This window comes from Sorangium sp. So ce887, assembly GCF_051521455.1.
Classification (GTDB): domain Bacteria; phylum Myxococcota_A; class Polyangia; order Polyangiales; family Polyangiaceae; genus Sorangium.
In genome coordinates, this window is record NZ_CP150354.1 from 11,134,906 (window position 1) to 11,158,841 (window position 23,936).

A 23,936-nucleotide genomic window follows, 5' to 3' on the forward strand; every position below is an offset into this window, starting at 1 on the left:
GGGACCTGGGCCCAGCCGTTCACCGCGACGCGATCGCGGCGACGATCACGAGCGTCAGGACGGCGATGACCGCGCCGATGACGGTCACGGCGAGGCGGCGCGCCGCCCTCCGCCGCGCTTCGTCGCGCCTCTCCATCGTTCGCTGGAGCGCGTCGAGCTCCTCCCGATCCCGCGCGCGTGTACCCGGCGCGACCTCTCCCCGGTAACCCGAGGTGTCCACCCGGCCCACATGGGCGAGCTGCCGTCGCGCGATCTCCGCGCAGGAGGCGCCGAGCCGCGCCGCTGTCCGCACCAGGAGGGCGGCGCGCTCGGCCTCGTCGACCCAGTCGGGCATCTGGATGGTCAACGCGCCGGGGCCCGTGAACACGTGATCCGGCCCGAGCGCGAGCAGACCCCGCCGCACCTCCTCGTCCACGATCTCGCGCACCAGTCGCTCCGGCGCGCCCTCGACGATGAAGGCGGCGTCGAACGCCGGCTCACCGAGCCGGTGATCCACGGCGACCCCCCGCGCGACCTCGCGCTCGTCACGGCGCGTGCTGGGCCGGACGGAGAGGAGCAGATCGAGCCCCGCGTGGATGGGGACGTGAGCCTCTGTCCACTTGAGCGTCATGCTCCCGACGCTCTTTGTCTTGATCTCGAACGTGACCGGCTGGTCGCCGATGTGGCCGCGGACCGAGGTCTCAGGGTCGATGATCTCCGCCCGCTCGAGGAGATCCGTGAGGCTGCGGAGGACCGCGCGCATGCCTCGATGGTACACGAGCGCGGCGGCCCGCGCCGGCTCCTCCTGTGTCGACGCTCCGCGCCCCGCATGGTAACGTCGGTGTCGGTCGCGTGACGCCCCTCGAGCAGATCCTCAGCGGTCGTACCTTCCGCCAGCGCGTCTATCCCTTCCCGCACATTGTCGGGGAGGACGTGCTCGCGCCGGACGTCTACCGAGACGTCGAGGAGGCGTTCCGCGCAGAGCTCCGCGCCGGGCTCTCGGACACGCCGGGCGACGGGCGGTTCGCGCGGACCGTGCCCGGCTATGGAGCTTACGTGAAGGCTCTGTTACCGAGCGTGACAGGCCCGCTCGCGCTCTTCGTCTCCCGGGCGTGGCACGACATGGTCGCTGCGCTCTGGGACGTCGAGGCCACGCTCGACATGGACGCCGCGCTCCACCATCACCCGGTCGGCAGCGGCGACGGATGGGTCCACAACGACCTGAACCCCGGCTGGTTCGTCGACCGCCCTCGGGCCGACGGGGTGAACGTCTCGGACCCTGCGCTCTGCGATTACCAGCATGGCGCCGCGGCCGGGCACGCGGGCCTGCCTCGCGAGACGGTGCGCGCCGCCGCGCTGCTGTTCTACCTCGCGAACGATCCGTGGTCTCCGGGCGACGGCGGCGAGACAGGCCTCTACTCGAGCGCGCGGAGCCCCGTATCGAGCCCGGCTGCGGCCGTCCCGCCCAGCAACAACGCGCTCCTCTGCTTTGCGTGCACGCCGTACTCCTATCACGCGTTCCTGCGCAACAAGAAGAGCCCGAGAAACAGCGTCATCCTCTGGATCCACGTCCCCGCGGAGCGCGCCGTCCTGCGCCATGGCGCGCGGAGCATCGAGCCATGGCCGGTCCGTTGAAGCGAGTCTGTCTCCTCACCGGCGCGGGCGGCAGGCTCGGGTCGGCGTTCTGTCGCGGCCTCGCGGCCCGCTTCGACATCGCGGCGGTCTACAGGTCGAGGCACCCGGACGTGCCGTCTCAGCTCGAGTGGCTGCGAGACCCGCTGCGCCCGGCGGCGAGCGTCCCGGAGAACGGCGACGCGGTGTTCGCGATCCAGGCGGATCTCTCGGAGGACGGCGCGCCGGCCCGCGTGGTCGAGCTGGCGCTCGCCCGCTTCGGCAGGATCGACCTGCTCGTGAACGCGGCCGCCGACGTGACGTTCTGGGGGCCGCTCCTCGAGGCAGAGCGCCTCAAAGAGCGGCTCCGCGCCCAGCTCGAGCTCAACGTGATGGTCCCCGTCCGCCTGGCGGCCCTCGTGGCCGAGCGCTTCTGGCGCGATCGGCGCGACGAGAACGCCGCCCGCTCGCGCAACGTCGTCAACGTCTCCAGCACCTCTGGCGTGCACATCTACGGCGGGAGTGATCAGAGCATGTACAGCGCCTCCAAGGCGGCGCTCAACTACATCACATGCCACATGGCGGACGAGTTCTCGGCGTTCGGCGTGCGCGCCAACGCGATCGCGCCGGCCAGCTTTCCGGGCCAGATCCCGACAGAGCGCGTGGTCTCCTCGATCGCGAGGCTGGACGGCAGCGACGTCACCGGCAAGGTGCTCGTGATCGACGAGAACGGCGAACGCCTGACGCCATGAGCGCGCCGGCGAGGGCCCCTGGGCCTGACGCAGCGCGACGGGCGAACGTCGTGTACCGTTTTCGTTCTGGCTCGGCGCGCCACGCGGCTCGGGCGACAAAAAGTTGAGGCCGGGCCTTGATCCTCACGCTACGTGAGGACCTAGCCTCCGGGGCATGGACGTCCTCCCCCGCCCTGGAAACAGGGGAAGCACCATGCGTTCAGCACCGTTGAAAGTCGGCGATCTCGCCAGGCAGACCGGCCTCTCCGTCCGCACGCTCCACTACTACGAGGAGATCGGCCTGCTCTCCCCGTCGCATCGCACGGCGTCGGGGCACCGGATGTACTCGGCGGGCGACGTCGCCCGGCTCCAGCAGATCAAGTCGTTGCGCGAGCTCGGCTTCAGCCTGGAGCAGATCACCGCGTGTCTGGACAAGCCGGGCTTCTCACCGCTGCAGACCATCGAGCTGCACCTGTCGCGGCTGCGCGAGCAGATCGCGCTGGAGCAGAAGCTCTGCGCGCGGCTCGAGGGGCTGGCGCACGTGCTGCGCGCGGGAGAGGACGTCTCTGTGGAGCAGCTCCTTCAAACCATCGAGGTGATGACCATGATCGAGAAGTACTACACTCCAGAGCAGCTCGCGGAGCTCAAGCAGCGCGCGGAGGCGATCGGCCCGGAGAAGATGCGCGAGGCGGAGAGCGCGTGGAAGACGATCTACGATGACATGCGCGCGGAGATGCAGAAGGGCTCCGAGCCGAAGAGCGAGCCGGTGCAGCAGATCGTGAAGCGCATGCGGGTTCTCATCGACGCGTTCACAGGGAAGAACCCCGAGATCGAGAGATCGCTCAACCGGATGCGCCAGCAGGAGCCGGCGATGAGGGACCAGCACGGGATGGATCCGGAGCTGCACGAGTTCATCGGCAAGGCGATGCGCTAGATCGCCCGCCTGAGCGTCGCGACCGCACGCGCGCCGTGCGGGGCGCCAGGCCGCACGCGCCGTGATGTGGCCTTTGTGCCGCGTGTGGCAATTCGCGCCACGCCTGGAGGAGGAGCCGGCAAGCGCCCGGCGCGGGCGGTATTCCCGGGCGAGGGCGCGGGCGGGCCGGCAGCTCCCCTGCCCCGTCCCCCTGCCCCGTCCCCCTGCCCCCACGCCCGGCCTGGCACTCGCGTTGCTCTCTCACGGGCGGCCACCCCGGCGTATGCTGCCCAGGAAGAACGCAACGGCGCGTCGTGCGCCCCTGCAGTGAAGGTCCGTCATGTACCTGCCCGGAAAAGAGATCCCCTGGAAGGATTTTCTGAACGATCTCAAGCAGGAATGGGTCAAGGACAAGATCGACACCGTCGCTGCTGCGCTGACCTTCTTCGGCGTTCTCTCGATCTTCCCGTTCCTGCTCTTCGCTGTCGCCCTCGCCGGTCTGGTCATCGACCCCGCCGAGTCCACGCGGCTGATGCGCGAGTTCTACCAGATGGCCCCGCCCGCCGTGGCCAGCATCCTGGGCGAGCGCCTCCAGGCGCTCACCGAGGGGCAGAGCCCGGCGCTCCTGACGGTCGGCGCGCTCGGCGCGGTCTGGGCGGCCTCGGGCGGCGTGATCGCGCTCATGGACGCGCTCAACTCCGCCTACGGGGTCGAGGACAGCCGGTCGTTCTTCAGGCGCCGCGGGATTGCCCTCCTGGTCACGCTCGGCGGCGCCGTCCTGCTGACCGTCGCCTCGGCGATCGCGGTGGCCACGCCGGCGGTCACCGCGCACCTCGGCCCCCTCGCGACGCCGATCCTCTGGCTGCGCGTGCCGGTCTCGGCGCTCATCGTGATGGCCGTCCTGGCGACGCTCTATTACGTGCTCCCCGACGTCGAGCAGAAGTTCAAGTTCATCACGCCCGGGTCGGTCGTGGCGGTCCTGATCTGGGCCATCGCCTCCCTGGGCTTCTCCTTCTATGTCAGCCGGTTCGGCAGCTACGAGGTGAGCTACGGCGCGCTCGGCGGCGTCATCATCCTCCTCATGTGGATGTGGATCTCCTCGATGGCGGTGCTCCTCGGGGCCGAGATCAACGCCATCATCGAGCACCGCTCGCCGGACGGGAAGCGCACCGGCGCCAAGGAGGCCAGCGACACGGGGGCGGACGTGCCCAAGGCCGCGAAGGAGGCGTGCCAGGGGACCGCGCTCCCGGCCAGCGCCGGCCGTCCCCCGCACGACACGGGCGCTGGCGGCGACGCCGCGCTCCCCCACCCCGTCCGCTCGGGCCGCTCGGAGCTCCATGGGGGGAGGGCGTAGTCGACGCCGCGTCTCCTCTGCACCTAGAGCGACAAACGGGTTGAAACCCCGAAAAAAAGCAGAAATTTCACAGGGAGGCGGGGAGGCGGGGAGCGAGAGACGGCGAGAGGAAGAGATTCTTTTTTTTCTTCCTCCCCGCCTCCCCGCCTCCCTGTGAAATTTCTCCGGGTTTCAACATGATTGGTGTTCTAGGCTGTCACGGCATCTGCCACTTCATCTCGGCTGCCGCCGTCGCGGCCGCCAGGGCCCGCCCTGCGGGTCTCCCCTGTTCACCGGAGCCTCCTGCATGCCGCATAGAATCATCGCTTCCACATCGCTGTTCGTGTTCGTGTCGATCGGCTCGCTCGCCGCAGGCTGCCAGAGCACCCCGAGCGGCGCGCCCATGACGCCTCCGCCGGCCGAAACCGGCAGGGGCGCGGAGGCCGTCGGCGCGCAGGACCCGGAGGTCGACCCAGGGGGCAGCGATCCGGTCGGCGCCGGGGGCGCGCCGGGCACGGGCAGCCAGCAGGGCTGCACCGACGGCCCGCTCCTCAAGTATGTGGGGCAGAGCCCGGACCACTGCGCCCGGATGCGCTTCGTCTGCGAGCCGGGCTGGACCTACTTCAGCGACGATTGCGGCTGCGGTTGCACGAAGCAGCCGTGATCCGGGGCGAGCCCCCGCGGGGCGCCACGGCGGAGATCGCGCGCGGCGTTGCCCGCCGGCGGGGGGCGCGCGCGCAGCTCCACAAAAACACCTCGCGCCGGGCGGCCTGCGGCATCTAGCATCGGGGCCCGCATGCGCCCCCTCCTCATCGTGAATCCGCAGTCCAGCGGCGGAAAGACGGGCAAGCTCTTCGACGGGATGCAGACGCCCATCCGGCGCATCCTCGGCGAGGTCGACATCGTGCGCACCGAGCGCCCGCGCCACGCCGTCGACCTCGCGCGCGAGGCCGCGCTCGACGGGCGCGAGACGGTCGTGGCGGTCGGCGGGGACGGCAGCGTCAGCGAGGTGGTGAACGGCCTCATGCAGGCGAAGGACCTGGGCGCCGCCGGCACCCGGCTCGGGATCATCGGCGCGGGCACGGGCGGCGATCTCTGCAGGACGCTGAAGCTGAACCACCGGCTCGACCGCTACTGCACGGCGATCGCGAGCGGCGCCGCGCGCCCCATGGATGTGGGCCGCTTCTCGTACGAGACGCACGACGGCCGGCGAGCCGAGGCGTTCTTCGTCAACGTGCTCTCCGCGGGGATGAGCGGGCTCGTGGATCAGATCGTCAGCGAGACGACGCGGGTGCTCGGCAACTCGCTCGCGTACTCGATGGCCTCGCTCCGCGGCCTCGTCCGCAGCCGCGTCGGCCGGGTGCGCTGCGTGGCGACGCTGCGCGGGGAGCGGCGCGAGATGGAGCTCACGACGCGCACGGTGGGCATCTGCAACGGCCGGTTCTTCGGCGCGGGCATGCAGATCGCGCCGATGGCGCGGGCCGACGACGGCGTGTTCGACGTCATCGACCTGGGCGGCGCGCCCCTCGTCCGCTTCGCGGCCGTATCGGCCGGCATGTACACGGGCGCGCACATCCGCCACCCGGACGTCCGCCACTTCCAGTGCGATCGCATCGAGCTCACGCTCCTGAACCGCGACGTCGAGCAGGCGTTCCTGCTCGACGTGGACGGCGAGCCGCTCGGGCGGCTGCCGCTCACGGTCACGATCGAGCCGAAGGCGATCGAGGTGCTGGCACCGGCGGACTGAGGGAGGGCGGCGAGGGGGAGAGGGCGCAGCCGCGGCGAGCCCGGCAGGGCCGGCCGGTTGGCCGACATGGGGCGGGCGCGTAGGCTGGCCGCCGTATAAAGGTCCTGACCTTCGAGTTTCAGAGCGCTGAGCGTGGCTGGACGCTCGAGCCGATGGCGCTCGAGGCGTTCAACCTGCTGGTCGGCGTGTCCGGGGCGGGGAAGACGCGGATCGTGCGGGCGATCGAGCAGGTCCGCGCCGTCGCGCTCGGAGAGAAGGAAGTGGATGGGGCAGTCGATGCGATCCGCGGAGCCAGCTTCGCGATCGGCTTCGAGCACGACGGGCTCACGTACCGCTGGGAGGCCGAGCTGGAGCCGCGCGTGGGGCGAGGGTCAGAAGAACAGGGCGCGCTGCACGCGGTGGAGCCTCCGCTCATCCGGGCCGAGTGCATTCACCAGGGAGAGAGGTCGCTCGTGGATCGCACGCCTGAGCGCTTTCTTCTGAATAAACACCCAATCCCGAAGCTGGATCGGGCGAAGAGCGCGATCGCCATCCTGAAGGAGGACCCCGCGATGGAGCCGCTCTACGCGGCGTTCTCGCGCTGTATCTTTAGGGCCCTCGAGGCGTTGCCGCCTGAAGGATTTCGACTTGGCTCTATCGAGGATCAGAGGCGAAACTATCAATCCGCCGCCGACATCGGCGCAGATTTTTCTCTGCCGCTGCATGGCAAGGCGGAGCTTCTCCAGGAGTGGTTCCCCGAAGCGTTCGCCGAGATCGAGGAAGCGTTCCAGGAAGCGTTTCCCACGATCGAGGAGCTCAAAGTTCATCGACGCCACTACCCCAAATTGACAAGAGAGGGCATGAGCTTCATCACTCTGGCGGTGAAGGAGTCCGGCGTCGACGAATGGATCGCCTTCGCTGACATGTCCTCCGGCATGCAACGGTATCTCTCCTTCCTCGTCCACCTCTCGTTCGCTCCCCCCGGCACGGTGGTGCTCGTCGACGAGCTGGAGTCGAGCCTCGGCGTCAACTGCCTCCCTGCCGTGACACGCTTCCTCCTGAGCCGGGCGCCGGACCTCCAGCTCATCCTCACGAGCCATCACCCCTATATCATCGAGCAGATCCCGCCGAGCCACTGGAAGATCGTCACCCGGAAGGGCAGTCGCGTGCGGGTCCTGGACGCCGACACGATCCCGGCGATGGCAGAGGAGCGCTCGCACCTGGATCGCTTCACGCGCCTCATCAACCTCCCGGAGTACGAGCACGGGGTCCAGGGATGAACCTCGTCCTGCTCGTCGAGGGCGCCGAGACCGAGCCGAAGGTATACCAGGCATGGCTCCGCCACCGGCTCCCCGCGCTCCTTCGCGCGGCCAACGTCGCCGACCCGGCGCGAGCTGAGCGCGCGCCGGTGAACTGGCTCACGTTGCTCGAAAAAATCAGGTAGTTCCGCGAAGATGCATCGGCGCGCACCAGGACGCGTTGTGGTCGCGGGCGAGCCGGCTGGTGGTGGCCCGAATAGCCTCGCAAATCCCGGGTCTGGGCCACTCGAAACCGACGTTTGGGCCACTTGGCTCGGCCATGTGCCCGGGCTCACGTCGAGCCGGCTCCGCCGTGCCGGCGAGCGCGGGCCGTGGATAGCGTTTGCTAGATCTCGGACCGGCGCACGTTTCCGACGCAACCGGCGACGTACCCTGGTCGAACCATCGGGTATGTCGGTGACACTCAATTTAGGCGCCGGGCCCCGGGCGGACTTGACGGCGAACCTGGTCCATATGCCGCGGCATCCCAGATGGGCCCGCCCGTCTGTAAGCCATGCTCAACGGCGCCGGATCGTCAAGCGTTCAGTACAGTCTACGCGAGCGCGTAGTTTTATGTGTGCCAATGTACGCGTTCGCGTAGACTCCATGCATCCCACGTGCCCGCGGGGGCATGTCTGGCGCCTGGAACACGCGGATTCTCAGAATCCGCAGAAGTCTCACGCCTGGGGCGAAGTGCTAGGACATTTCCAGGCACTTACTGAACGCGCGACCAGACTTAAGTTACCCCGATGATGCGAACCGCGCTACGCGTTTTCCTCTTGCCGATCCTGCGCGCGGCTCTGGGCATGGCGTTGACATCTGACCGCAGGCAAGCACGATGCACCTTGCACCTACCAGGTGCACGGCGAGCGAGCACGACCATGGCAACCGCACACGATGTGGCAGCGTACATCCTCCAACAGCGCGGCCAGATGACGGCCATGAAGTTGCAGAAGTTGGTGTATTACGCGCAGGCGTGGCACATGGTGCGCGCGGACAAGACTCTTTTTGATGACGAGATCCAGGCGTGGGCGGCCGGACCCGTGATCAAGTCGCTGTATATTTCCCATCGTGGCCGATACACGCTATCTGCCGGAGATCTACTGGGGAACGTCGACGCTCTGGACGCCAGCGAGAGACGATCCGTCGACGTGGTGCTGGCCCACTACGGGGATAGGACCGCTGAGCAACTCAGCGAGTTGACCCACTCTGAGCCGCCATGGATCAACGCCCGCAAGGGCCTTGGTCCAACCGAGCGAGGGGATAAGACGATCGACCCGACGGAGATAGTGGACTATTACACAGCTTTTGCGCGACAGCAGCGTGAACGCGCACAGCGCGAACGCGGCTAGTGCCTGATGATTCGCGACAAAGCGAGGCGCATTAGCGCCACTATTGCGTCGTTTCTTGCGTCGTCGACCGGACGTCAGGCAGAGCTCGCCAACGTTGCCGCTACCGCCGAGTGGCTCGGATTTCTGAAGAGCCGATGCGATGGGGTGAATGACTGCCTTGATCTTGATGATGAGGCGCTTAAGCGCGAATGCGAAAGCGAACTTGCAGCAATCGACAGCGAACTGGCGACCTTTAAGAACGAGTTTGCCTCTGCGCCGGCGTTCTTCCGACCACAGACAATAGACACAGATCCAGCTGTGCCAATGCTCGACGCGTCGGCCGACGCGTGGCGCAGCCAGAAGATCGTGTGGCGAGTTGGATGCTTTGATCTGGACCACCCCAAAAAGTGGCTCAATGAAGAGCAGTCAGAAGCTATACTGCATATCATCAGCAGGCTCAAAATATACGAGTCTTTCACGTGGAGCCAGCTCGACAGGGTTTCTGAGCAAAATCACCGATGGGAAGACTGGAGCAAATGGGAGGAGCCTTCTAGGGACAGGCTGCGGTACCTTTGTCTCGATGACCAAGAACAGTGGTACCAGTTGGACATATCCAAGCTGGGACGTTTATTTGGGTACAGAGACAGCAATGTGTTCAACGTTGTGTGGTGGGATCGGGACCACGAGGTATACAAGACCAAGCGTAAGCGTGCGTCACAGAGGTGACGCGCGCCGCGATCGCTTAGTGGCAGTTGCTTCGCCTGCCGTTCCGCTCCGTCGGTCACGCGCCGCAGCGCCACCTCTTCGGTGGTGCCCTAGTTAGGGCAGACAGCCCGCCGACCGCTTGACCCTCAGTCCAAGCCGACCGGCTCGCCGTCGTCCTGCCGGTCGATCCGGTCCCGCAGCCACGCCATCAGCGCGGCCTCCTCCACGTCCCACCCGTACCGCTTCATGAACTCGATGTGGGCAAGGTGCGCCTCTGGGATCACCTGCACCTTCGGGTCGTCCGCGTCCTCGCGGAGGTAGACGTCCGCCTCCGCGCGCTCGGCGTGGACCTCCCGCTCACCACGCGCCGCTCGCGCTCCGCCATGACGATCGTGGCCACGGCGGGCGCCTCCGGGAGTTCCACGCGCTTGGTGATGACGTTGCCGCCGTTCTCCAGGATGAGCCGCACGCGCATGCGCGACCCTACCACGCGCACCGCGCGGACCGCTGGCGCTCGCGACCGACGGCGAGAAAGATCCGTCAAACAGGCTGTAATCGCGCATGCGGGCTAGGACATCGCGCGTCCGAGCCACACGGAAACGCCGAGAAACATAGGCGTTCGGTGCTATCTTTCCAGGGTACTTAGCAAAGCGCCCCGCCCTCAGTTCGCACCTGAGAGCGGGGCTGCAACACACCCTGTGGTGGCCCACAGAGCGCGCGTCGCACCGCGAGCATGGGCCGGCCCGGGGAGAGAGGCAAGGCCCGTCATGCCCGCACCGCTCCCGCTGGAGACGCGCGTTCGCATCGCGTCCGCCCTGGTAGAAGGCAACTCCCTGCGCGCCACCGCCCGCATGGTCGAGGTGGCGCGTGGGACCGTGCTGGACTTCGCCCTGCGCCTCGGCGAGGGCTGCATCCGGCTCCACAGCCGCAAGGTGCGCAACCTGGCGGCGCATGTGATCCAGATGGATGAGATGTGGAGCTATGTGCAGAAAAAGCAGGCCCGCGTGACCGCCAAGGACGCCGCCGAGCACGGCGACGCGTACCTCTACGTCGCGCTGGACGCGAATACGAAGCTGGCGATCTCCTACCACGTCGGCAAGCGCGACGGCGAGAACACCGAAACGTTCGTCAAAGACCTTCGCGCGCGGCTCACGGTCGTCCCGCACGTCACGAGCGACGGCTGGCAGCCGTACATCGAGGCGATGTTCGCAAACTTCCGCGGCTCGGCGGACTACGGCCAATGCGTGAAGAACTACCGCGGCGGGGCGCAGCGCTCACCCGATCATCGGTACGAGCCGCCGCGCGACCCGTTCATGACCAAAACACCGATCTTCGGTGCGCCAAAAAATGAGCTAATATCGACATCTTTTATCGAGCGCTTCAATCTCCAGACGCGCCACACGGTCGGCCGCACGCGCCGGCTGTGCTTGGCGTTCTCGAAGACGATTCGCGGACACCGCGCCGCGATCGGCCTGGGGATCGCCTCCTACAACTGGGTCCGCGCGCATGGGACGCTCGGCACCACCCCGGCCGTCGCAGCGGGCCTGGCCGAACGCCCGTGGACCCTCGCCGAGCTCGTCACCGCGGCTCTCGCCGAGGAGGAGACGGCGCCGCCCGTCCCGCAGCCACTCAAGTTGCAGGCGCGTCCCGGCGAGGAGCCTGCGCCCGCTCGCGAGCTCCCAGGGGGCCGGGGGTGGCTCCGCCTCGTCTCGGGCGGGTCCGGCCCGTCGGCGCCCACCGCCACGCAGCTGCCTCCCGTGGCGCTCGTCGCGGCCCCTCCGGAGCCAGAGCCCCCGCCGTCAGAGCCGCCGCCCGCGCCAGGGCCGAGGCGCATGATGCAGTTGAGCCTGTTCGATGCCCCCGAGTAGGCCTCGCAACTGGCGAATGCATCCGCTCTGGCGGCAGCCATCGCCCCTCGTCACTTGCCAGAGCGGCGGTGCGACCTGTTACTCTGCCAGGCTGGCAGCTAGCGTACGTTCAGTAAAAGGCGGCGAGGCACAGCGGTGAGCGACGAATATCTGAATTTTTACCTGTACAGAATAACAGTGCACCCCTCGGGGCAGCTCGACCTGTTCGGTCGCATCGCAGACATCGACAGGCGCGACTTGCTGCGCATGGCAATAGAGTCTGAACCAGCGTCGTCGCCCACAGAGGAGTACAGGTGGTTCCTGTCCAAGGCATCTGCCGTAGACAAGGACGGATACTACCAGCGACTAGGCCGAGCTGCCAAGGTCGTAATAACGGATATGGATTCCGCCGGGCGCTTTTACGACCGGGAGGATACAACCGTACTGAACACCCACGTTTTCATCGACGTGCACTTTCAGGTGTGTGCCATAGGATACAAGTCGCAGATTACATCTAGCGTAAGGGCATTGGGCAACAGTTTGGCTGCCGCGTTCAATCACACCGATGTCGCTAAGTTGTACGGTGCAGAATTTGAAGTGGCTCCGCTCAAAGAGCCCGGTTCGTTTCTGAACAAGCTGCGCTCAGCCTACAGGGTCACCAACCTGTCGGTTACCACTCGTCGGCCCAATCCGTGGGATGCGCCCAAATTCTATAGGAGCGTTGCGGAGTCTCTGGAAGATATGGGCGGCCGCGAAGCCGAGATCAAGTGGAAGGGCGAGATGGTGCCGAGCGCGACCATGGAGACGGCAGTAAGTGAAGCCGCTGCCACCGGCCGGGACGCCCAGGCCACAATTAAAGATGGTCCAAAGTCCAAGGCTGTCCGGCATGCCATGTCTGACGAGCACATTTCATTGGGCCAGCGCATTGACAATGCGATCGAGAATGGTAGAACCATCCTGGGCATCGCGAGAATGGTGTATCAGAACGTCAAGTCAGGCGGGGCTTCCTTGAAGCAGGTCAAGGCGGCTGCTGAGCAGGAACATATAATCGTCAAGGTTGGCAGAGGCAATGACGAGCGATAGTAGGCTATCGCGCGAGCTGCGCATCCAGCAGCGCCATGCGGAGCTGCAAGCCCGAAACGGTTTTTGGCCGTGGTTCTGGAGGGCTGGAGCCGCTTCGTTTATCGATCGTTGGCTTGTCATCCACGTCGTGGCCGGTGCCGCACTGGCCTACGCAACAACCGGCAAACTTTCTGATATAGCTGTGCCGGCTAGTGTGCCATTTACCGCAATCCTGGTAGGACTCGCGGTTGCTTGGTCTGGGAACGCGAGCGCTCTGTTGCAGACCCCTGAGCTACAGCGTGTCGGCGCTGGCGATGACGGCAGAGCGACCCTATTCAGGATATGGGTGTTCCAGTATCAAGCCGCAGTGCTGGTAATATTGGCGTGCACAACGGCATGGGCGCTAGCTGCGGCTGGTATCTTCAACAACCAGCTGGTGACGTGGCTTCCGTGGTGGCTCAGGATGGCTGGCCGCGCGGCGCTCTTCTGCTTCTCGTGTATCACGGTACGGGAGTGTTGGCAGGTTGTTGGTGCGGTGCAGATGAAGCTACTTGGGCAATTCGAGCTAAAGCGGCAAGAGCGCCTGCTTGCCGGGACTCAGGTGGACGATACCAGGAAGCTGGCCGAGAAGAACAAGTGAACGTTGGCTCGCGTCGAAGACGGCGAGGGCGCCGATGGCCCTAGCGGGCCGGGCTGACTACCCGCGCATACGGCTGCGCTTTTGCCACTGAATGAATCGCTAGCTGGCAGGCTACCCGCCGTCCTCCGCCGCCGTTGCCATGACGTCGATCTCGCGCAGCGCCTCGCCGGACGCGCGCCTACTCGTCGCGCCGGACGAAGAACCGCTCGATGGCGTCGAGCACCTGTAACGCGCCGCGCGCCTCGGCGACGAGCTCCCTGTCGACGCGGGTCTTCGCGTTGATCTGGGCGTCGAGCACGGCGGTCCAGAGCTTCTCTCGGTTCCAGGGGCGGACGGGGAACGGGAGGAGCGCCAGCGCGGCCTCTGCGACGGCGCTCAAGTCGGCCTCGGTCAGCACGACGTCCGTCAGGATCGGGGTGGGCGGCTTCGGCAGCTTCTTGCGGGCGCGTCTCCGCTTGGCTCGGTCGCTCATCGGCGCCACCTCTTCAGCCGTAGGGCGAGCGCTTCCCGGGCGATGCGGAGGCGGCTGGCCGCGGTGTGCGGGTTGAGCCCGTGCTGCCGGGCGTACTCCGCCAGCGTCTCGGGCGCGTCGACGATGAGCAACGCCTCGACCTGCCACGACGGCAGCTCTGCAAGCGCCGCCAGCACCTCGCGCGCCTGGAGTTGCGCTTCCAGGCTCGGTCCCATGGGCTCGCGGAGCAACCCGAGCGGCTGCGCATGGAGGACCGTGTGACGAACCCACGCGCTCGCGAAGTACTTCGCGGCCTGCCGCCAGGCGATTCCATGCAGCCAGGCGCGCATGGCCGCACGCGGTTCGACCCGGGGGTCCGGTCGATAGCGTCCACCCTTCACAGCCCTCCAGGCACCCATGATCACCGCTTGCTCCACGTCCGCGCGGTCGCGCGTCGGGATGCCGGCGAGCGTCGCGCGCACGATGCCGCGCTCTGCAAGGATCGCCTGCATCGTCGGCTTCTTCCTGGGATGTCGTGCGGCAGGCGGGCTCTGCGCCCCCTTCCGCGGGCGCCTCACCCGCTCCTCCCGCACGTGGGGCAGCGGTCAGCTGCGACGAGCCCGCCGAGCAGCTGCTCCACGGTGACGCCGGCCGCCTTCGCGGCGCGCTGCGCGGTCGCAGGGGAGCCAGGGGCCCGCCCGTTCGCGATGCTCTCGACCGCGACGACGGACAGGCCCATCACTTCGGCGACGCATGACCAACTGCCGTACGCCGAGCGAAGGTTGCGCAGCGCGGCACGGAGGCGCTTGCGCTGGGTCGGGGTGAGGGAGAGGCAGGGGATGGATCGGCGGCGGCGCGCGGGCGCACCTTCGCCTTGCCCGCGGGGTGGCGGTACAGCTACAAGCATGACGTTCGGCTCCGCTTCGTTCGGGGTCGGACCACGCTGCCCGGGGTGGTTGCACACCCGCGGGCAGCTCTTGCTTGCAAGCCTACGGACCAACTACGCGGTCACAACAGATATCGATATCTGGGCCACTACATTGTTGGGTATGGGCCACTATGCGTGAGGAGAGGTGGTATCTGGGCCATCACCAGCCGGCTCGCCATGGACCGGGACGCGTTGTGGTCGCGGGCGAGCCGGCTCGCCATGGACCAGGACGCGTTGTGGTCGCGGGACGAGCCGGCTCGCCATGGACCAGGACGCGTTGTGGTCGCGGGACGAGCCGGCTCGCCATGGACCAGGACGCGTTGTGGTCGCGGGGCGAGCCGGCTCGCCATGGACCAGGACGCGTTGTGGTCGCGGGACGAGCCGGCTCGCCATGGACCAGGACGCGTTGTGGTCGCGGGACGAGCCGACTCGTTCGACGCACCCCGTCATCGCTCTCCTGCGGAGCCACCTCCCCGCGGTCGCTCTCCCGTGTGTCCAACCCCACTGTCCCCCCATGCCGCTCCCCTCGAGCCCGTCGAGCCCGCGCCGCAGCGGTGGTAAGGGATCTCTCATGAGCTTCATCGATTCACCCGGCGAGCTTGCGCCGAGCTCGTCCGCTGCCCGCGCTTCCTCTGCTCCCCGCCTGCTGGTCGTCGGCTGCGGAGGGATCGGCGGCATCGTCGCCGCGCATCTCTACGAGCAGGGCCACGACGTCACCGCCTTCACGACGAACCCCCTCATCGCGGACGCCATCAACGCCGGCGGCTTCCGGGTGCGCGGCGAGGCGAGCCCGGGCACGGTCCGCGGCCGCGCGGTGCGCGAGCTCGGCCCGGACACCCGCCCCTTCGACTACGTCCTCCTCGCGACGCAGCCGCCGCAGGTCGAGGAGGCGGCGCGCAGCGTTGTCGCGCACCTCGCCCCGACGGGCGCGATGATCTGCCTCCAGAACGGCCTCTGCGAGGAGCGCGTCGCCCGCATCGCCGGCCCGGAGCGCACCTTCGGGGGCATCGTCGCGTGGGGCGCCTCGATGGTGGAGCCCGGCGTGTACGACCGCACCTCGAGCGGCGGCTTCGTCCTCGGCCGGCTCGACGGCGCGGGCGACGCGCGCCTCCACGAGCTCGCGCGGATCCTCGAGGCGATCGGCGCGACGACCGTCACCGACAACCTCGCCGGCGCGCGCTGGTCGAAGCTCGCCATCAACTGCGCCATCTCGTCGCTCGGCACCGTCGGCGGCGATCGCCTCGGCGCACTCCTCAGGCACCGCTTCGTCCGCCGCCTCGCGCTGGAGATCATGACCGAGACCGTGCAGGTCTCGCGCGCGATCGGCGTGCGCCTCGAGAAGGTGGCGGGGACGATCGACCTCGACTGGATCGCGCTCACGGACGCCGAGCGCACCGCGGCGGGCTCGCCGGGCCTGTTCGCGAAGCACGCGCTGCTCCTCGCGGTCGGCGCGCGCTACCGCCGCATGCGCTCGTCGATGCTCGCCGCCATCGAGCGCGGCCGCCCGCCCGCTGTCGACTTCCTGAACGGCGAGGTCGTCGAGCGCGGCGCGGCGCTCGACATCGCGACGCCGATCAACGCCGCGGTCCGCGAGGAGGTGCTCGCGATCGCGGCGCGCAAGCGCAAGCCGGGCCTCGCTCAGCTGCGCGCGCTGTTCGACCGGACGCGCGAGCTCGTGGGCGCGCCGTCGTCGTCCATGCGGCCCCCGCCCGCGGACGCGCCGCACGAGCCGTCCATGGTGGCAGCAAGCGCCCAGACGGCCGCATCGGATGAGCCGTTTGTGGCGGCAGCGGACGTCCAGGCGGCGGCGCCGGGCGAGCCGTCTGTGGCGGCGACGGACGTCCAGGCGGTCGCGCCGGACGAGCCGTCCGTGGCGGCGACGGACGCCCAGAGCGATCGCGAGGGCACGTAGCGTCGAACGTGGAGCGGCCGGCAGGGACGGAAAAACAAAAGGACACCGGGGGACACCAACACTTGTCCCGGCGTTCTTTGCGTCGTCGCGGATCGCGCTCTCCGCGTCGTCGCGGCGCGATCTCTTTGTCGCGCCGGCGCGTCGAAGTTGGGTAGCATCGGGCGTCTCTTCCTGTGGATCTCGAGAAGGTCCCACGACGAGGAGCCCTCATGACGCACTCCCCGCTCGCTCTCTCCCGACGCGGCGCCGCGCTCGGCGGCCGTGTTCCCCTCTTGCTGCCCGCCGCGCTCGCCGCGCTCGCCGCGTGCAGCGGCGGCGGAGGCGGCGGCAGCGGGGCCGCAGGCGGCGGGGGTGGTGGTGGCGAGGGCGGCGCCGGCGGCGGCCCCGTCATCGAGGAGCCGAACCGGTTCCGCCTGCGCATCGACGACGCGGAGGTCCCGTCGGTCGTCCTGGAGCTCGACAAGCAGAAGGCGCTCCAGGTCTTCGGCGAGGACGGCGCCAAGCAGATCACGATCCTCAACGTCGACACCACAGGCCTGCTCCAGGACGCGCTCGAGCAGATCCAGAACGCGTGCGGCACCTCGTGGCAGAACGACAGCGCGAGCCCCGGCCACGACTGCACCCTCACCCCGCTCGGCCAGAGCTTCGGGGCGGCGTGGCGGGCATCACCGGAGTTCGCGCTCGTCCGGTTGCTCACGATGACGCCCGCCAACGCCGACGTGACCGGAACGTCGCTCGAGGGGCTGAACAAGATCTTCGAGGAGAACCCCGGCACGTTCGCATTCGACTTCGCCGGTGTCCTCGCCGACGCCCTCGACATCGACCGGACGGACCCGTTCGTGCCGATACCGAAGCTCATCCTGGCGCTCCAGCAGCAGCTGCTCGGCTCGCATCCAGCCATCCCGAGCCCGGAGGGTGTGAGGATGCCTGTCACGCTCTACGAGGCCCTGCTCGATCTCGGGTCCCTCGACGAGAAGCTTGGCCCTTCCGGCGTTCATCCCGGCGTGCTGGTCCCTGACGACGCCACGTTCACGACGAGGAGCGACGTCCTCCTGCCCGACTTCCGGATGCGCGTCGTCGCCGAGTCCGGCCTGCGCAGGGTCACGGGGATGGACCTCTCGAGGGGAGGCGGCGACATGTTCCTCCGGGATGGCGACGCGCCGCTCCGGTTCGACTTCAACGACCCGGAGCGGCTTCAGATCAGCGGCATCGCGCCGAACCCGACCGTGGACATGCGGATCTCGATACACGAGCTCGACGGCCTCGTCCCGTCGTGCGTCGACGTGCCTGCCTGCAAGAGCAACCTCCCGGCGACGCCCGTCGGCACTGGCACCGTGTGGACCCACGCCCCGTTCCTGCTCGAGCCCATCGTGGCCAAAGCGGCCTTCCTGACGTACGGCGAACGCGAGTTCACGGCGTGTTATTTCCGCCTGAGCGGGACATGCCGGGTAGGCGTCGACATCGGCCAGGCCGGCGACCCGCCTGGCTGGGCGATCTTCACGGACAGGATCTCTGACCCGCCACCCCAGATACCGGATCCTCAATTCCTCTGGGAGCTGCTCACCGGGGTCGGACAGGTCGCCATCCACGACCCGCAAGGTGACGGCGTGACCAGCCCCACCGACAACAATATCCCGGAAGGCAGCGCTCAGCCGGTCTACGCGCTCCACGGCGTCGGCATCGGCCTCACCGGCGAGCAGATCCTCGCCGATCTCCGCCCGACGCTGCAGAGCCAGGCGAAGGAGATCGCCGAGATCATCCTCGGCAGGTACTGGGTCAACAACGACGCGCTCGACTTCTTCTACGACCGCGGCGCGCCGGGCGGCGCGCCCACCTTGTTCTTCGTTGCCGAGGACGACCTCCGGCCATCGGATCAAAGCTCGGAGGCCCCGCGCGCCTACACGTACGAAAGACCCGGCTTCTTCACGAGCCCGGACCTCAGCGAGGCGAGCAAGGTCTCGAAGAAGGAGCTCGATGGCCTCGCCGACACAGCGCACGAGAAATACAGGCTGCCGCCGGGCGAGACCACGCTGTACACGCAGGACGACGAGGGCGCCGTCTACGAGGTCCGCTTCCACGTGCCCGACAGCGACGATCCGGTGGAGATCACCGCCGACGTGGAGAGGCTCTGATCATGGAAGCGCGAGATAGCATCCGCCCCGCCGCCCCCGTCCGCCGCCGGCCCGCCCGGCTCTCCCGGCTCGCTCCCCTGGCCGCCGCCGCCCTCGCCTGCTCGCTGCCCGGCTGCGTCGACGCCGTCACCGTGGAGCAGCCGCCGCCCCCATCGGTGCTCGGCGTGAATGAGAGCCGCGCCCTCACGCTCGAGTTCCTTCGGTTCGACGCGAGGGGCTTCGCCAAGACGCTGACGCTCGACGAGCTCAAGGCCATCCCGCGGCCCACGCTCGAGGGGATATGGCTGCTCGATCTCGACATCGCGGCCCTCATCGAGAACGCGCTGCTCAAGGTCATGTACATGCCCCCCGCCGAGATCGCCGCGCTCCCGCCCGCGTCGCGGAACCTCGTCGGTCTCCTGAACATGACGCCCGAGAACGCCGATCTCCGCGGCACGAGCCTCGAGGGCCTGCTCGGCGTCGGCAACGCCGTCGGGCTCCCGACGTCGAAGATCCTCTCGGACCTCGTGGGCGCGGCCGGCAACGAGCGGCTCATCCCCGTCCAGATCACCGCGCAGGCCGTCCTGGAGAACCTCGTCAGCACCCACCCGAACACCCAGCGTCGCAGAGGACCGACGAACGACGAGCACCCGGACGGCATCTACCCCGTCGCGCCCCACTCCATCCCCGTCACCCTGTACGACGTCGTCACCGACTTCGCCGGCCTCGCCGAGCAGTTCGGCCCGGCGCCGCTCGATCCGGACGACCCGGGCGGAGCAAAGCACCCCGGCTTCATCAAGGCCGCCTCCGGGGTGAAGGCGGCCCTCGACGACTTCACGATGACGGTCCGGGTCGACGTCAACGCCCTCCCGTACAAGGGAGTCGACGCGACGAGGGCCGACGTCGCCAGCGTCAACAGCACGCCCGGCCAGATAGACACCCTGTTCGATTTCAGCGAGCCGGACTGGCTCGTGCTCGACAACCTGGCCAAAAACCTCAGCATCGGCGCGCTGACCCTGGCCATCCCCGAGAGCGCGACGTACCTGCCGGGCGGCACGAGCCGGGAGCCCGCGCCGCGCGGCGATTCGCCCGTGTGGGAGCAGCCGCTCTGGGAGTTCGAGCACATCCTCGCCCGCGCCGGGGAGCTCAGGGCAGCGCAGATCGAGGACCACTGCGCAAGCTACGGGCCCCAGGGCACCTCCACGAGCGACTTCCTGCCGGTGAAGGTCTGCGTCGACGACACCGGATGGACCGAGATCAGCGTCGATAGCAGCATCGTCCTCGAGGAGCCGCCGCCCTCGCCGTCCTACTTCTGGGACATCCTCCTCGAGGTGGCCCAGGCGCGGCTGCACGACGGCGGGCTCGACGAGGGGGAGGCCGATCTCGAGGTGACCCTCCGCGACGTCCCGGTCGGCGTGAAGACCGAGGATCTCGTCGCGAGCATCAAGGAGAACCTCGCGAAAGATCCGGCGGTCCTCAAGGAGATGGCGATCGAGCTCAACGACAACGCCGCCGGCGACGCGGACTTCTACCTCTACCAGCCGAGCACCGAGAGCGGCGTCGCCGGCCAGCGGGATTACCTCTACTTCGTCGCGCCCGACGACATCCGCAAGGACGCCGAGGGCGCGCGCGTGCGCGACTACGCGTACGAGAGCCCGGGCTTCTTCGCCGACGCCGCGCTCACGAAGAAGGTGTCGACGATCGAGGAGATCGACGGCGATGCGCTCCACGAGAAGGTGGAGGTCAAGCCAGGAGATACGCTGTATTTCGCTGACGACGAGGGGCGCCGCTACGAGATCGAGATCGGCGACAAGCCGAGCGCCCATCGCCTCTCACTCACCCTCACCCGGATCCAGTGATCGGCCCCCCCACCGTGAGGACCCGTGTCATGACAGGAGCTCTGCCCACCCCGCGGCCCCGCGCCCGCGCCCGCGCCCGCGCCCGTGCCCGTGCCCGTGAATGGCCAGGACGTGCGCTCGCCGCGCTGGCGCTCGCGACAGGCCTCGTCTGCGGGACAGCAGGCGACGCGCGCGCCTCGGGCATCGATGCCCCCTGGGTGACGAGCGGCGTCTCGGGCCCCACGACGTCCGACGCCGCCGCCGTCTACTGGAACCCGGCTGCCCTCGCGGGCGTCGAGCGGCCGGAGCTCCTCCTCGGCGCGGGCCTCATCGTCGGCCACGCCACCTACAAGCGCGAGCGGCGCGGCACGTACCAGACGCCGGACACCCTCCAGTTCAAGCTCCCGCTCGATCCGGCGAACGTCGCCCCCGGCAGGACCGGCACGGCCGAGGAGGTCTCGACGACGCCTGTCGCGCCGACGGGCAACGCCTTCCTGGCGATCCCGGTCCTCCCGAAGCGCCTCACGGTGGGCGTCGGCCTGTACGTCCCTTATGCCGCGGCGCTCAGCTTCCCGAACGGCGCGCAGCGCTGGCAGCTCCAGCAGGCGTTCATCGTCGCCAGCTCGCTCACGGTGGCCGCCGGGCTCCGGGTGACCGACCAGCTCTCGCTCGGCGCCGGCGTGTCGTACGTCGGCGGCCTGGCCGAGCTCTCGAAGGTGCAGGACTTCGCCAGCCTGAAGGAGTTCCGCGACGGCCTCGCCTACCTCAAGCAGGACAACGACTTCGGCCCGGCGACGCCGTCCGAGCTGCGCGAGCTCGACGTCCTCGCGCGCCCCATCGCGCTCAAGCAGGCGTTATCGCACGGCGCCTCCTTCCACGTCGGGCTCGCCTTCAACCCGAACAAGGACCTGCGCTTCGGCCTGACGTACCAGCACAGCGCCGCGATGCGGTACAAGGGCAAGTTCGCCATCGACATGAACCACCCGTTCTTCACGCAGGACCTGGCCGAGCAGGGCCTGCGCTACAAGCCCCTCGTCGAGGGCGACGCGGAGCTCTCGTTCACGCTCCCCAAGCGGCTCACCGCGGGCGTCGGCTACCGCGTGAGCGACAAGCTCAGCGTCGATGGCCTCCTGTCGTACGTGCTCTATTCGGACATCGAGGCGTTCGTGGTCAAGGCCTCCTCACCGGATCTCGCCCAGCCGAAGCTCGGGATCGCCGATAGCGTCACCGTGACCTTGCCGCGCCGGTGGAACGACACGATGTGGCTGGAGGTCGGCGCCAAGTACCGGCTGAGCGAGGCGCTGCTCGCGACCGCGTCGGTCGGCTATCAGTCGCCGGCCTCGCCGGACAGCACGATCGACGTGGCCTCGCCCGACAACCACCGGCTGATCGGCGACGTCGGCGGCGTCCTCAAGGTGAGCGACAGCGTATCGCTCTCGGGCGACGTGCGCGTGCAGGGCATCCTGCCGCGCACGGTGACCGAGTCGGACTACGACCTCGGCAACGGGAAGTACACGCTGGTGCTCACGACGGTGGGCGGGCACCTCAAGGTCGTGTTCTGAGCGGCGACGCTCACCGGTCGATCACGGCCCGCACAGCTCGAGATCCGGCGCCGGCGGCGCCGGGTACGCGTCGGTCGCTCTCTTCGCGAACTGGCACTGCAGATCGTCCGGCAGACACCCCGCCTGGGAGATGCACGCGCCGTCCTCGTCCGTCCCCAGGCACAGGCACTCCTGATCGGCGGGATCGCAGATCTCCACGAGCTCCATCATCCCTTCGTCCTCGTGGTTCAGCTTGTGGCAGTGCAGCACGAACTGACCCGTGAACTTCCGTGGATTCATGAGCACGTCGCGCGGTCCGTCCTCGAGCTGGACCCACATCGTGTCCCGCCAGTGGGGAAAGTTGGGCTCCTTGTTCGACTTGTTGGGGCACACAAGGAAAGGGTTGATGTGGATGTGGAACGGGTGGCCGTCGAACGCGCGGAGCTCCCACCGCTCCGCGCTGCCGGCCGTCATGACACGGTCGCTCCGGTAGCCCCGGAGCCGCCGATCGTCGAACTTGCGGCAGCTGATGTTCGGATCCGGACAGAGGCACACAGGCGCGTCCGGATCGATCGCGTGCGGGTGGTCTTCCGGATCGCACGTCTTGAGCGCCACGTCCGAGCTGAGATCGGGCGGCTGTGATCCCGGCGTGGGCACCAGCAGCACCACCTTCTGGTGCACGGTCTCGACCGAATCGCAGCTCACCTCGGTCATCTTCCCGTCGACCATGCCGGTCCACGAGGTGGGCGGGGCGAGCGCGGCCACGTCCGCCTCGCTGGGCAGGTTCACCTCGGTCGGCTCACCCGCGCTCGCGGCCACGTCGACGATCGCGATGACGCTGCCCAGGAGGTCGTTCGGCCGGCGGCCGACCAGACAGAGCGTCTGTTCCTGCTCCGGCATCTTCACCATCACATCGACGCGGTACCCCGGTGATACCCATACCGTGTCGCTCCTGTAGAACTGCGGGAGCGTCAGCCCGTCGCGCGCGATCTGCGTCGTCTCGATGGGCTCCTTGTCGAAATCCGAGCACGCCGCGTCCTTCGCGACGTGCAGCTTCATCCCCATCTCGTCGGGGCTGCCCGCGTACACCATGCGCCAGCGCTCCACCTGCCCGGGCGGCGTCACGAGGCGCGGCCTGAGCTTGCCGTTGATCAGCGTGGCCCGCAGCGTCTCGACCGCGAGGAAATCGGTCACTGACAGGCTGTGCTCGGTGCAGTCCTCCCCCTCTTTCAAGGGCACCGTGTTCTCGTGATCGATGGGCACCTGCGTCATGACCATGACCCGCTCTCGGGCCCTTTGGATGCCGGGGAGCTCGTCGAGCTCCCCCTCGATGAGGAGCGCCCCGGCGGCGCCATCCATGACCTGGATGGCCGTCGAACCGTGGATATGAGGATGGTACCATTGGGTCCCCTCGTGATGGATCCCGTCCTCGTCGATATCCCAGCGGTACCGGGCGCTCTCCCCCGGCCCGACCTTGTGCAGCACGTGATCCCCGAAATACCGCTCACCCGGGGCGCAACCGTCGCCCTCGCACGGGTCCGCGGGATCGTCCGTCGCGAAGTTGGGCTGCACGTGCAGGCCGTGCGCGTGCAGGTTCGTCAGGTTGAAGTCGTGACACGACCTCCCCCCGTGACCCATCATGCTCGCGATCTCGCGGAAGTCGCTCCTCGCGAAGTCGTTGACCAGGTTCACGCGCACTCTTCGGTTCTCGCCCTTCGAGACGCGGATCGTGGGCCCGCTCGTCATGCCGTTGTACGCGCGGAGACAGAACCGCCGCCCACCGATCTCCACCGCGCTCGGCCCGAAGTGGAGCTCGTACGCCCCGTCCTCGCCCGGCTGGAGCTCGGGGGGATCCTCGTAGATCGATGTCGTCTCCGGCGTCGCGCTCGTCTCCTCGCCTCCGCCGCAGCCCGCGGACGCGGCGGCCACGAGGGCCAGCGCTGCGAGCGTTCCTGTCCGTGTGAGCGCATGTGAAGCGT

Annotated in this window: 24 protein-coding genes; 17 read left to right on the forward strand and 7 right to left on the reverse strand. The window is 68.2% G+C overall.

Going from position 1 to position 23,936, the window contains the following annotated elements; translation table 11 throughout:
- Positions 1-19 precede the first annotated feature (19 nt).
- On the reverse strand, positions 20-742 hold the full coding sequence (locus WMF36_RS41760; protein ID WP_437576419.1) for a hypothetical protein: 723 nt from the start codon (positions 740-742) through the stop codon (positions 20-22).
- 89 nt (positions 743-831) lie between these two features.
- Here WMF36_RS41760 and WMF36_RS41765 point away from each other — a divergent pair, with 89 nt between their 5' ends.
- From WMF36_RS41765 to WMF36_RS41810, 10 genes are all read left to right on the forward strand, one after another.
- Positions 832-1,614, forward strand: a complete 783-nt coding sequence (locus tag WMF36_RS41765; RefSeq protein WP_437576420.1) for a 2OG-Fe(II) oxygenase — start codon at positions 832-834, stop codon at positions 1,612-1,614.
- Entirely contained in the window at positions 1,599-2,342 is a 744-nt protein-coding gene (locus WMF36_RS41770) for an SDR family NAD(P)-dependent oxidoreductase (protein ID WP_437576422.1), read from the forward strand. Before WMF36_RS41765 ends, WMF36_RS41770 begins: the two co-directional genes overlap by 16 nt.
- A 193-nt stretch (positions 2,343-2,535) precedes the next feature.
- Positions 2,536-3,255 (forward strand): MerR family transcriptional regulator, encoded by a 720-nt coding sequence (locus tag WMF36_RS41775; RefSeq protein WP_437576424.1) that lies wholly within the window; start codon positions 2,536-2,538, stop codon positions 3,253-3,255.
- Between the two features lie 319 nt (positions 3,256-3,574).
- Complete coding sequence (locus WMF36_RS41780; RefSeq protein ID WP_437576425.1) at positions 3,575-4,588, forward strand: YihY/virulence factor BrkB family protein; 1,014 nt, start codon at positions 3,575-3,577, stop codon at positions 4,586-4,588.
- 286 nt (positions 4,589-4,874) lie between these two features.
- Positions 4,875-5,231: a hypothetical protein gene (locus WMF36_RS41785; protein WP_437576426.1), complete on the forward strand. Its 357-nt coding sequence runs from the start codon at positions 4,875-4,877 to the stop codon at positions 5,229-5,231.
- 132 nt (positions 5,232-5,363) lie between these two features.
- On the forward strand, positions 5,364-6,314 hold the full coding sequence (locus tag WMF36_RS41790; protein ID WP_437576427.1) for a diacylglycerol/lipid kinase family protein: 951 nt from the start codon (positions 5,364-5,366) through the stop codon (positions 6,312-6,314).
- A gap of 152 nt (positions 6,315-6,466) precedes the next feature.
- Positions 6,467-7,573: an AAA family ATPase gene (locus WMF36_RS41795; protein WP_437576429.1), complete on the forward strand. Its 1,107-nt coding sequence runs from the start codon at positions 6,467-6,469 to the stop codon at positions 7,571-7,573.
- Positions 7,570-7,737: a hypothetical protein gene (locus WMF36_RS41800; protein WP_437576431.1), complete on the forward strand. Its 168-nt coding sequence runs from the start codon at positions 7,570-7,572 to the stop codon at positions 7,735-7,737. Before WMF36_RS41795 ends, WMF36_RS41800 begins: the two co-directional genes overlap by 4 nt.
- A 735-nt stretch (positions 7,738-8,472) precedes the next feature.
- On the forward strand, positions 8,473-8,943 hold the full coding sequence (locus tag WMF36_RS41805; RefSeq protein ID WP_437576432.1) for a Panacea domain-containing protein: 471 nt from the start codon (positions 8,473-8,475) through the stop codon (positions 8,941-8,943).
- A gap of 6 nt (positions 8,944-8,949) precedes the next feature.
- Positions 8,950-9,648 (forward strand): hypothetical protein, encoded by a 699-nt coding sequence (locus WMF36_RS41810; protein ID WP_437576433.1) that lies wholly within the window; start codon positions 8,950-8,952, stop codon positions 9,646-9,648.
- Between the two features lie 125 nt (positions 9,649-9,773).
- Here the strand turns inward: WMF36_RS41810 and WMF36_RS41815 are convergent, their stop codons facing one another.
- Both WMF36_RS41815 and WMF36_RS41820 read right to left on the reverse strand, forming a co-directional pair.
- A complete protein-coding gene (locus WMF36_RS41815; RefSeq protein ID WP_437576434.1) occupies positions 9,774-9,917 on the reverse strand; it encodes a hypothetical protein in 144 nt (47 codons plus the stop codon).
- Positions 9,908-10,102 (reverse strand): hypothetical protein, encoded by a 195-nt coding sequence (locus tag WMF36_RS41820; protein ID WP_437576435.1) that lies wholly within the window; start codon positions 10,100-10,102, stop codon positions 9,908-9,910. Before WMF36_RS41820 ends, WMF36_RS41815 begins: the two co-directional genes overlap by 10 nt.
- 292 nt (positions 10,103-10,394) lie before the next feature.
- On the opposite strand from WMF36_RS41820, the gene WMF36_RS41825 reads away from it, so the two are divergent.
- The 3 genes from WMF36_RS41825 (at position 10,395) to WMF36_RS41835 (ending at position 13,176) form a co-directional block, all read left to right on the forward strand.
- Positions 10,395-11,495, forward strand: coding sequence for an IS1 family transposase (locus WMF36_RS41825; RefSeq protein WP_437576436.1), 1,101 nt, complete (start codon positions 10,395-10,397; stop codon positions 11,493-11,495).
- 135 nt (positions 11,496-11,630) lie between these two features.
- The gene (locus tag WMF36_RS41830; protein ID WP_437576437.1) at positions 11,631-12,557 is read left to right on the forward strand and encodes a hypothetical protein; all 927 of its coding nucleotides are present in this window, start codon (positions 11,631-11,633) and stop codon (positions 12,555-12,557) included.
- The gene (locus tag WMF36_RS41835) at positions 12,544-13,176 is read left to right on the forward strand and encodes a hypothetical protein (RefSeq protein ID WP_437576438.1); all 633 of its coding nucleotides are present in this window, start codon (positions 12,544-12,546) and stop codon (positions 13,174-13,176) included. The genes WMF36_RS41830 and WMF36_RS41835 overlap by 14 nt, the downstream gene beginning before the upstream one ends.
- A 178-nt stretch (positions 13,177-13,354) precedes the next feature.
- On the opposite strand, the gene WMF36_RS41840 is transcribed toward WMF36_RS41835, so the two are convergent.
- The 3 genes from WMF36_RS41840 to WMF36_RS41850 are packed head-to-tail and all read right to left on the reverse strand — an operon-like array spanning position 13,355 to position 14,366.
- A complete protein-coding gene (locus tag WMF36_RS41840; RefSeq protein WP_437576439.1) occupies positions 13,355-13,648 on the reverse strand; it encodes a hypothetical protein in 294 nt (97 codons plus the stop codon).
- Positions 13,645-14,205 (reverse strand): RNA polymerase sigma factor, encoded by a 561-nt coding sequence (locus WMF36_RS41845; protein ID WP_437576440.1) that lies wholly within the window; start codon positions 14,203-14,205, stop codon positions 13,645-13,647. Before WMF36_RS41845 ends, WMF36_RS41840 begins: the two co-directional genes overlap by 4 nt.
- Positions 14,202-14,366: a hypothetical protein gene (locus WMF36_RS41850; protein ID WP_437576441.1), complete on the reverse strand. Its 165-nt coding sequence runs from the start codon at positions 14,364-14,366 to the stop codon at positions 14,202-14,204. Before WMF36_RS41850 ends, WMF36_RS41845 begins: the two co-directional genes overlap by 4 nt.
- Positions 14,367-15,126: 760 nt before the next feature.
- On the opposite strand from WMF36_RS41850, the gene WMF36_RS41855 reads away from it, so the two are divergent.
- The 4 genes from WMF36_RS41855 (at position 15,127) to WMF36_RS41870 (ending at position 21,978) form a co-directional block, all read left to right on the forward strand.
- A complete protein-coding gene (locus tag WMF36_RS41855) occupies positions 15,127-16,467 on the forward strand; it encodes a 2-dehydropantoate 2-reductase (RefSeq protein ID WP_437576443.1) in 1,341 nt (446 codons plus the stop codon).
- A 209-nt stretch (positions 16,468-16,676) separates the two neighbouring features.
- On the forward strand, positions 16,677-18,599 hold the full coding sequence (locus tag WMF36_RS41860; protein ID WP_437576445.1) for a hypothetical protein: 1,923 nt from the start codon (positions 16,677-16,679) through the stop codon (positions 18,597-18,599).
- Positions 18,600-18,601: 2 nt separating this feature from the next.
- On the forward strand, positions 18,602-20,437 hold the full coding sequence (locus tag WMF36_RS41865; RefSeq protein WP_437576447.1) for an acetyltransferase: 1,836 nt from the start codon (positions 18,602-18,604) through the stop codon (positions 20,435-20,437).
- 29 nt (positions 20,438-20,466) lie between these two features.
- The gene (locus tag WMF36_RS41870; protein WP_437576448.1) at positions 20,467-21,978 is read left to right on the forward strand and encodes an outer membrane protein transport protein; all 1,512 of its coding nucleotides are present in this window, start codon (positions 20,467-20,469) and stop codon (positions 21,976-21,978) included.
- A 21-nt stretch (positions 21,979-21,999) separates the two neighbouring features.
- Here WMF36_RS41870 and WMF36_RS41875 read toward each other — a convergent pair whose 3' ends face one another.
- Positions 22,000-23,886: a multicopper oxidase family protein gene (locus tag WMF36_RS41875; protein ID WP_437576449.1), complete on the reverse strand. Its 1,887-nt coding sequence runs from the start codon at positions 23,884-23,886 to the stop codon at positions 22,000-22,002.
- Positions 23,887-23,936 lie beyond the last annotated feature (50 nt).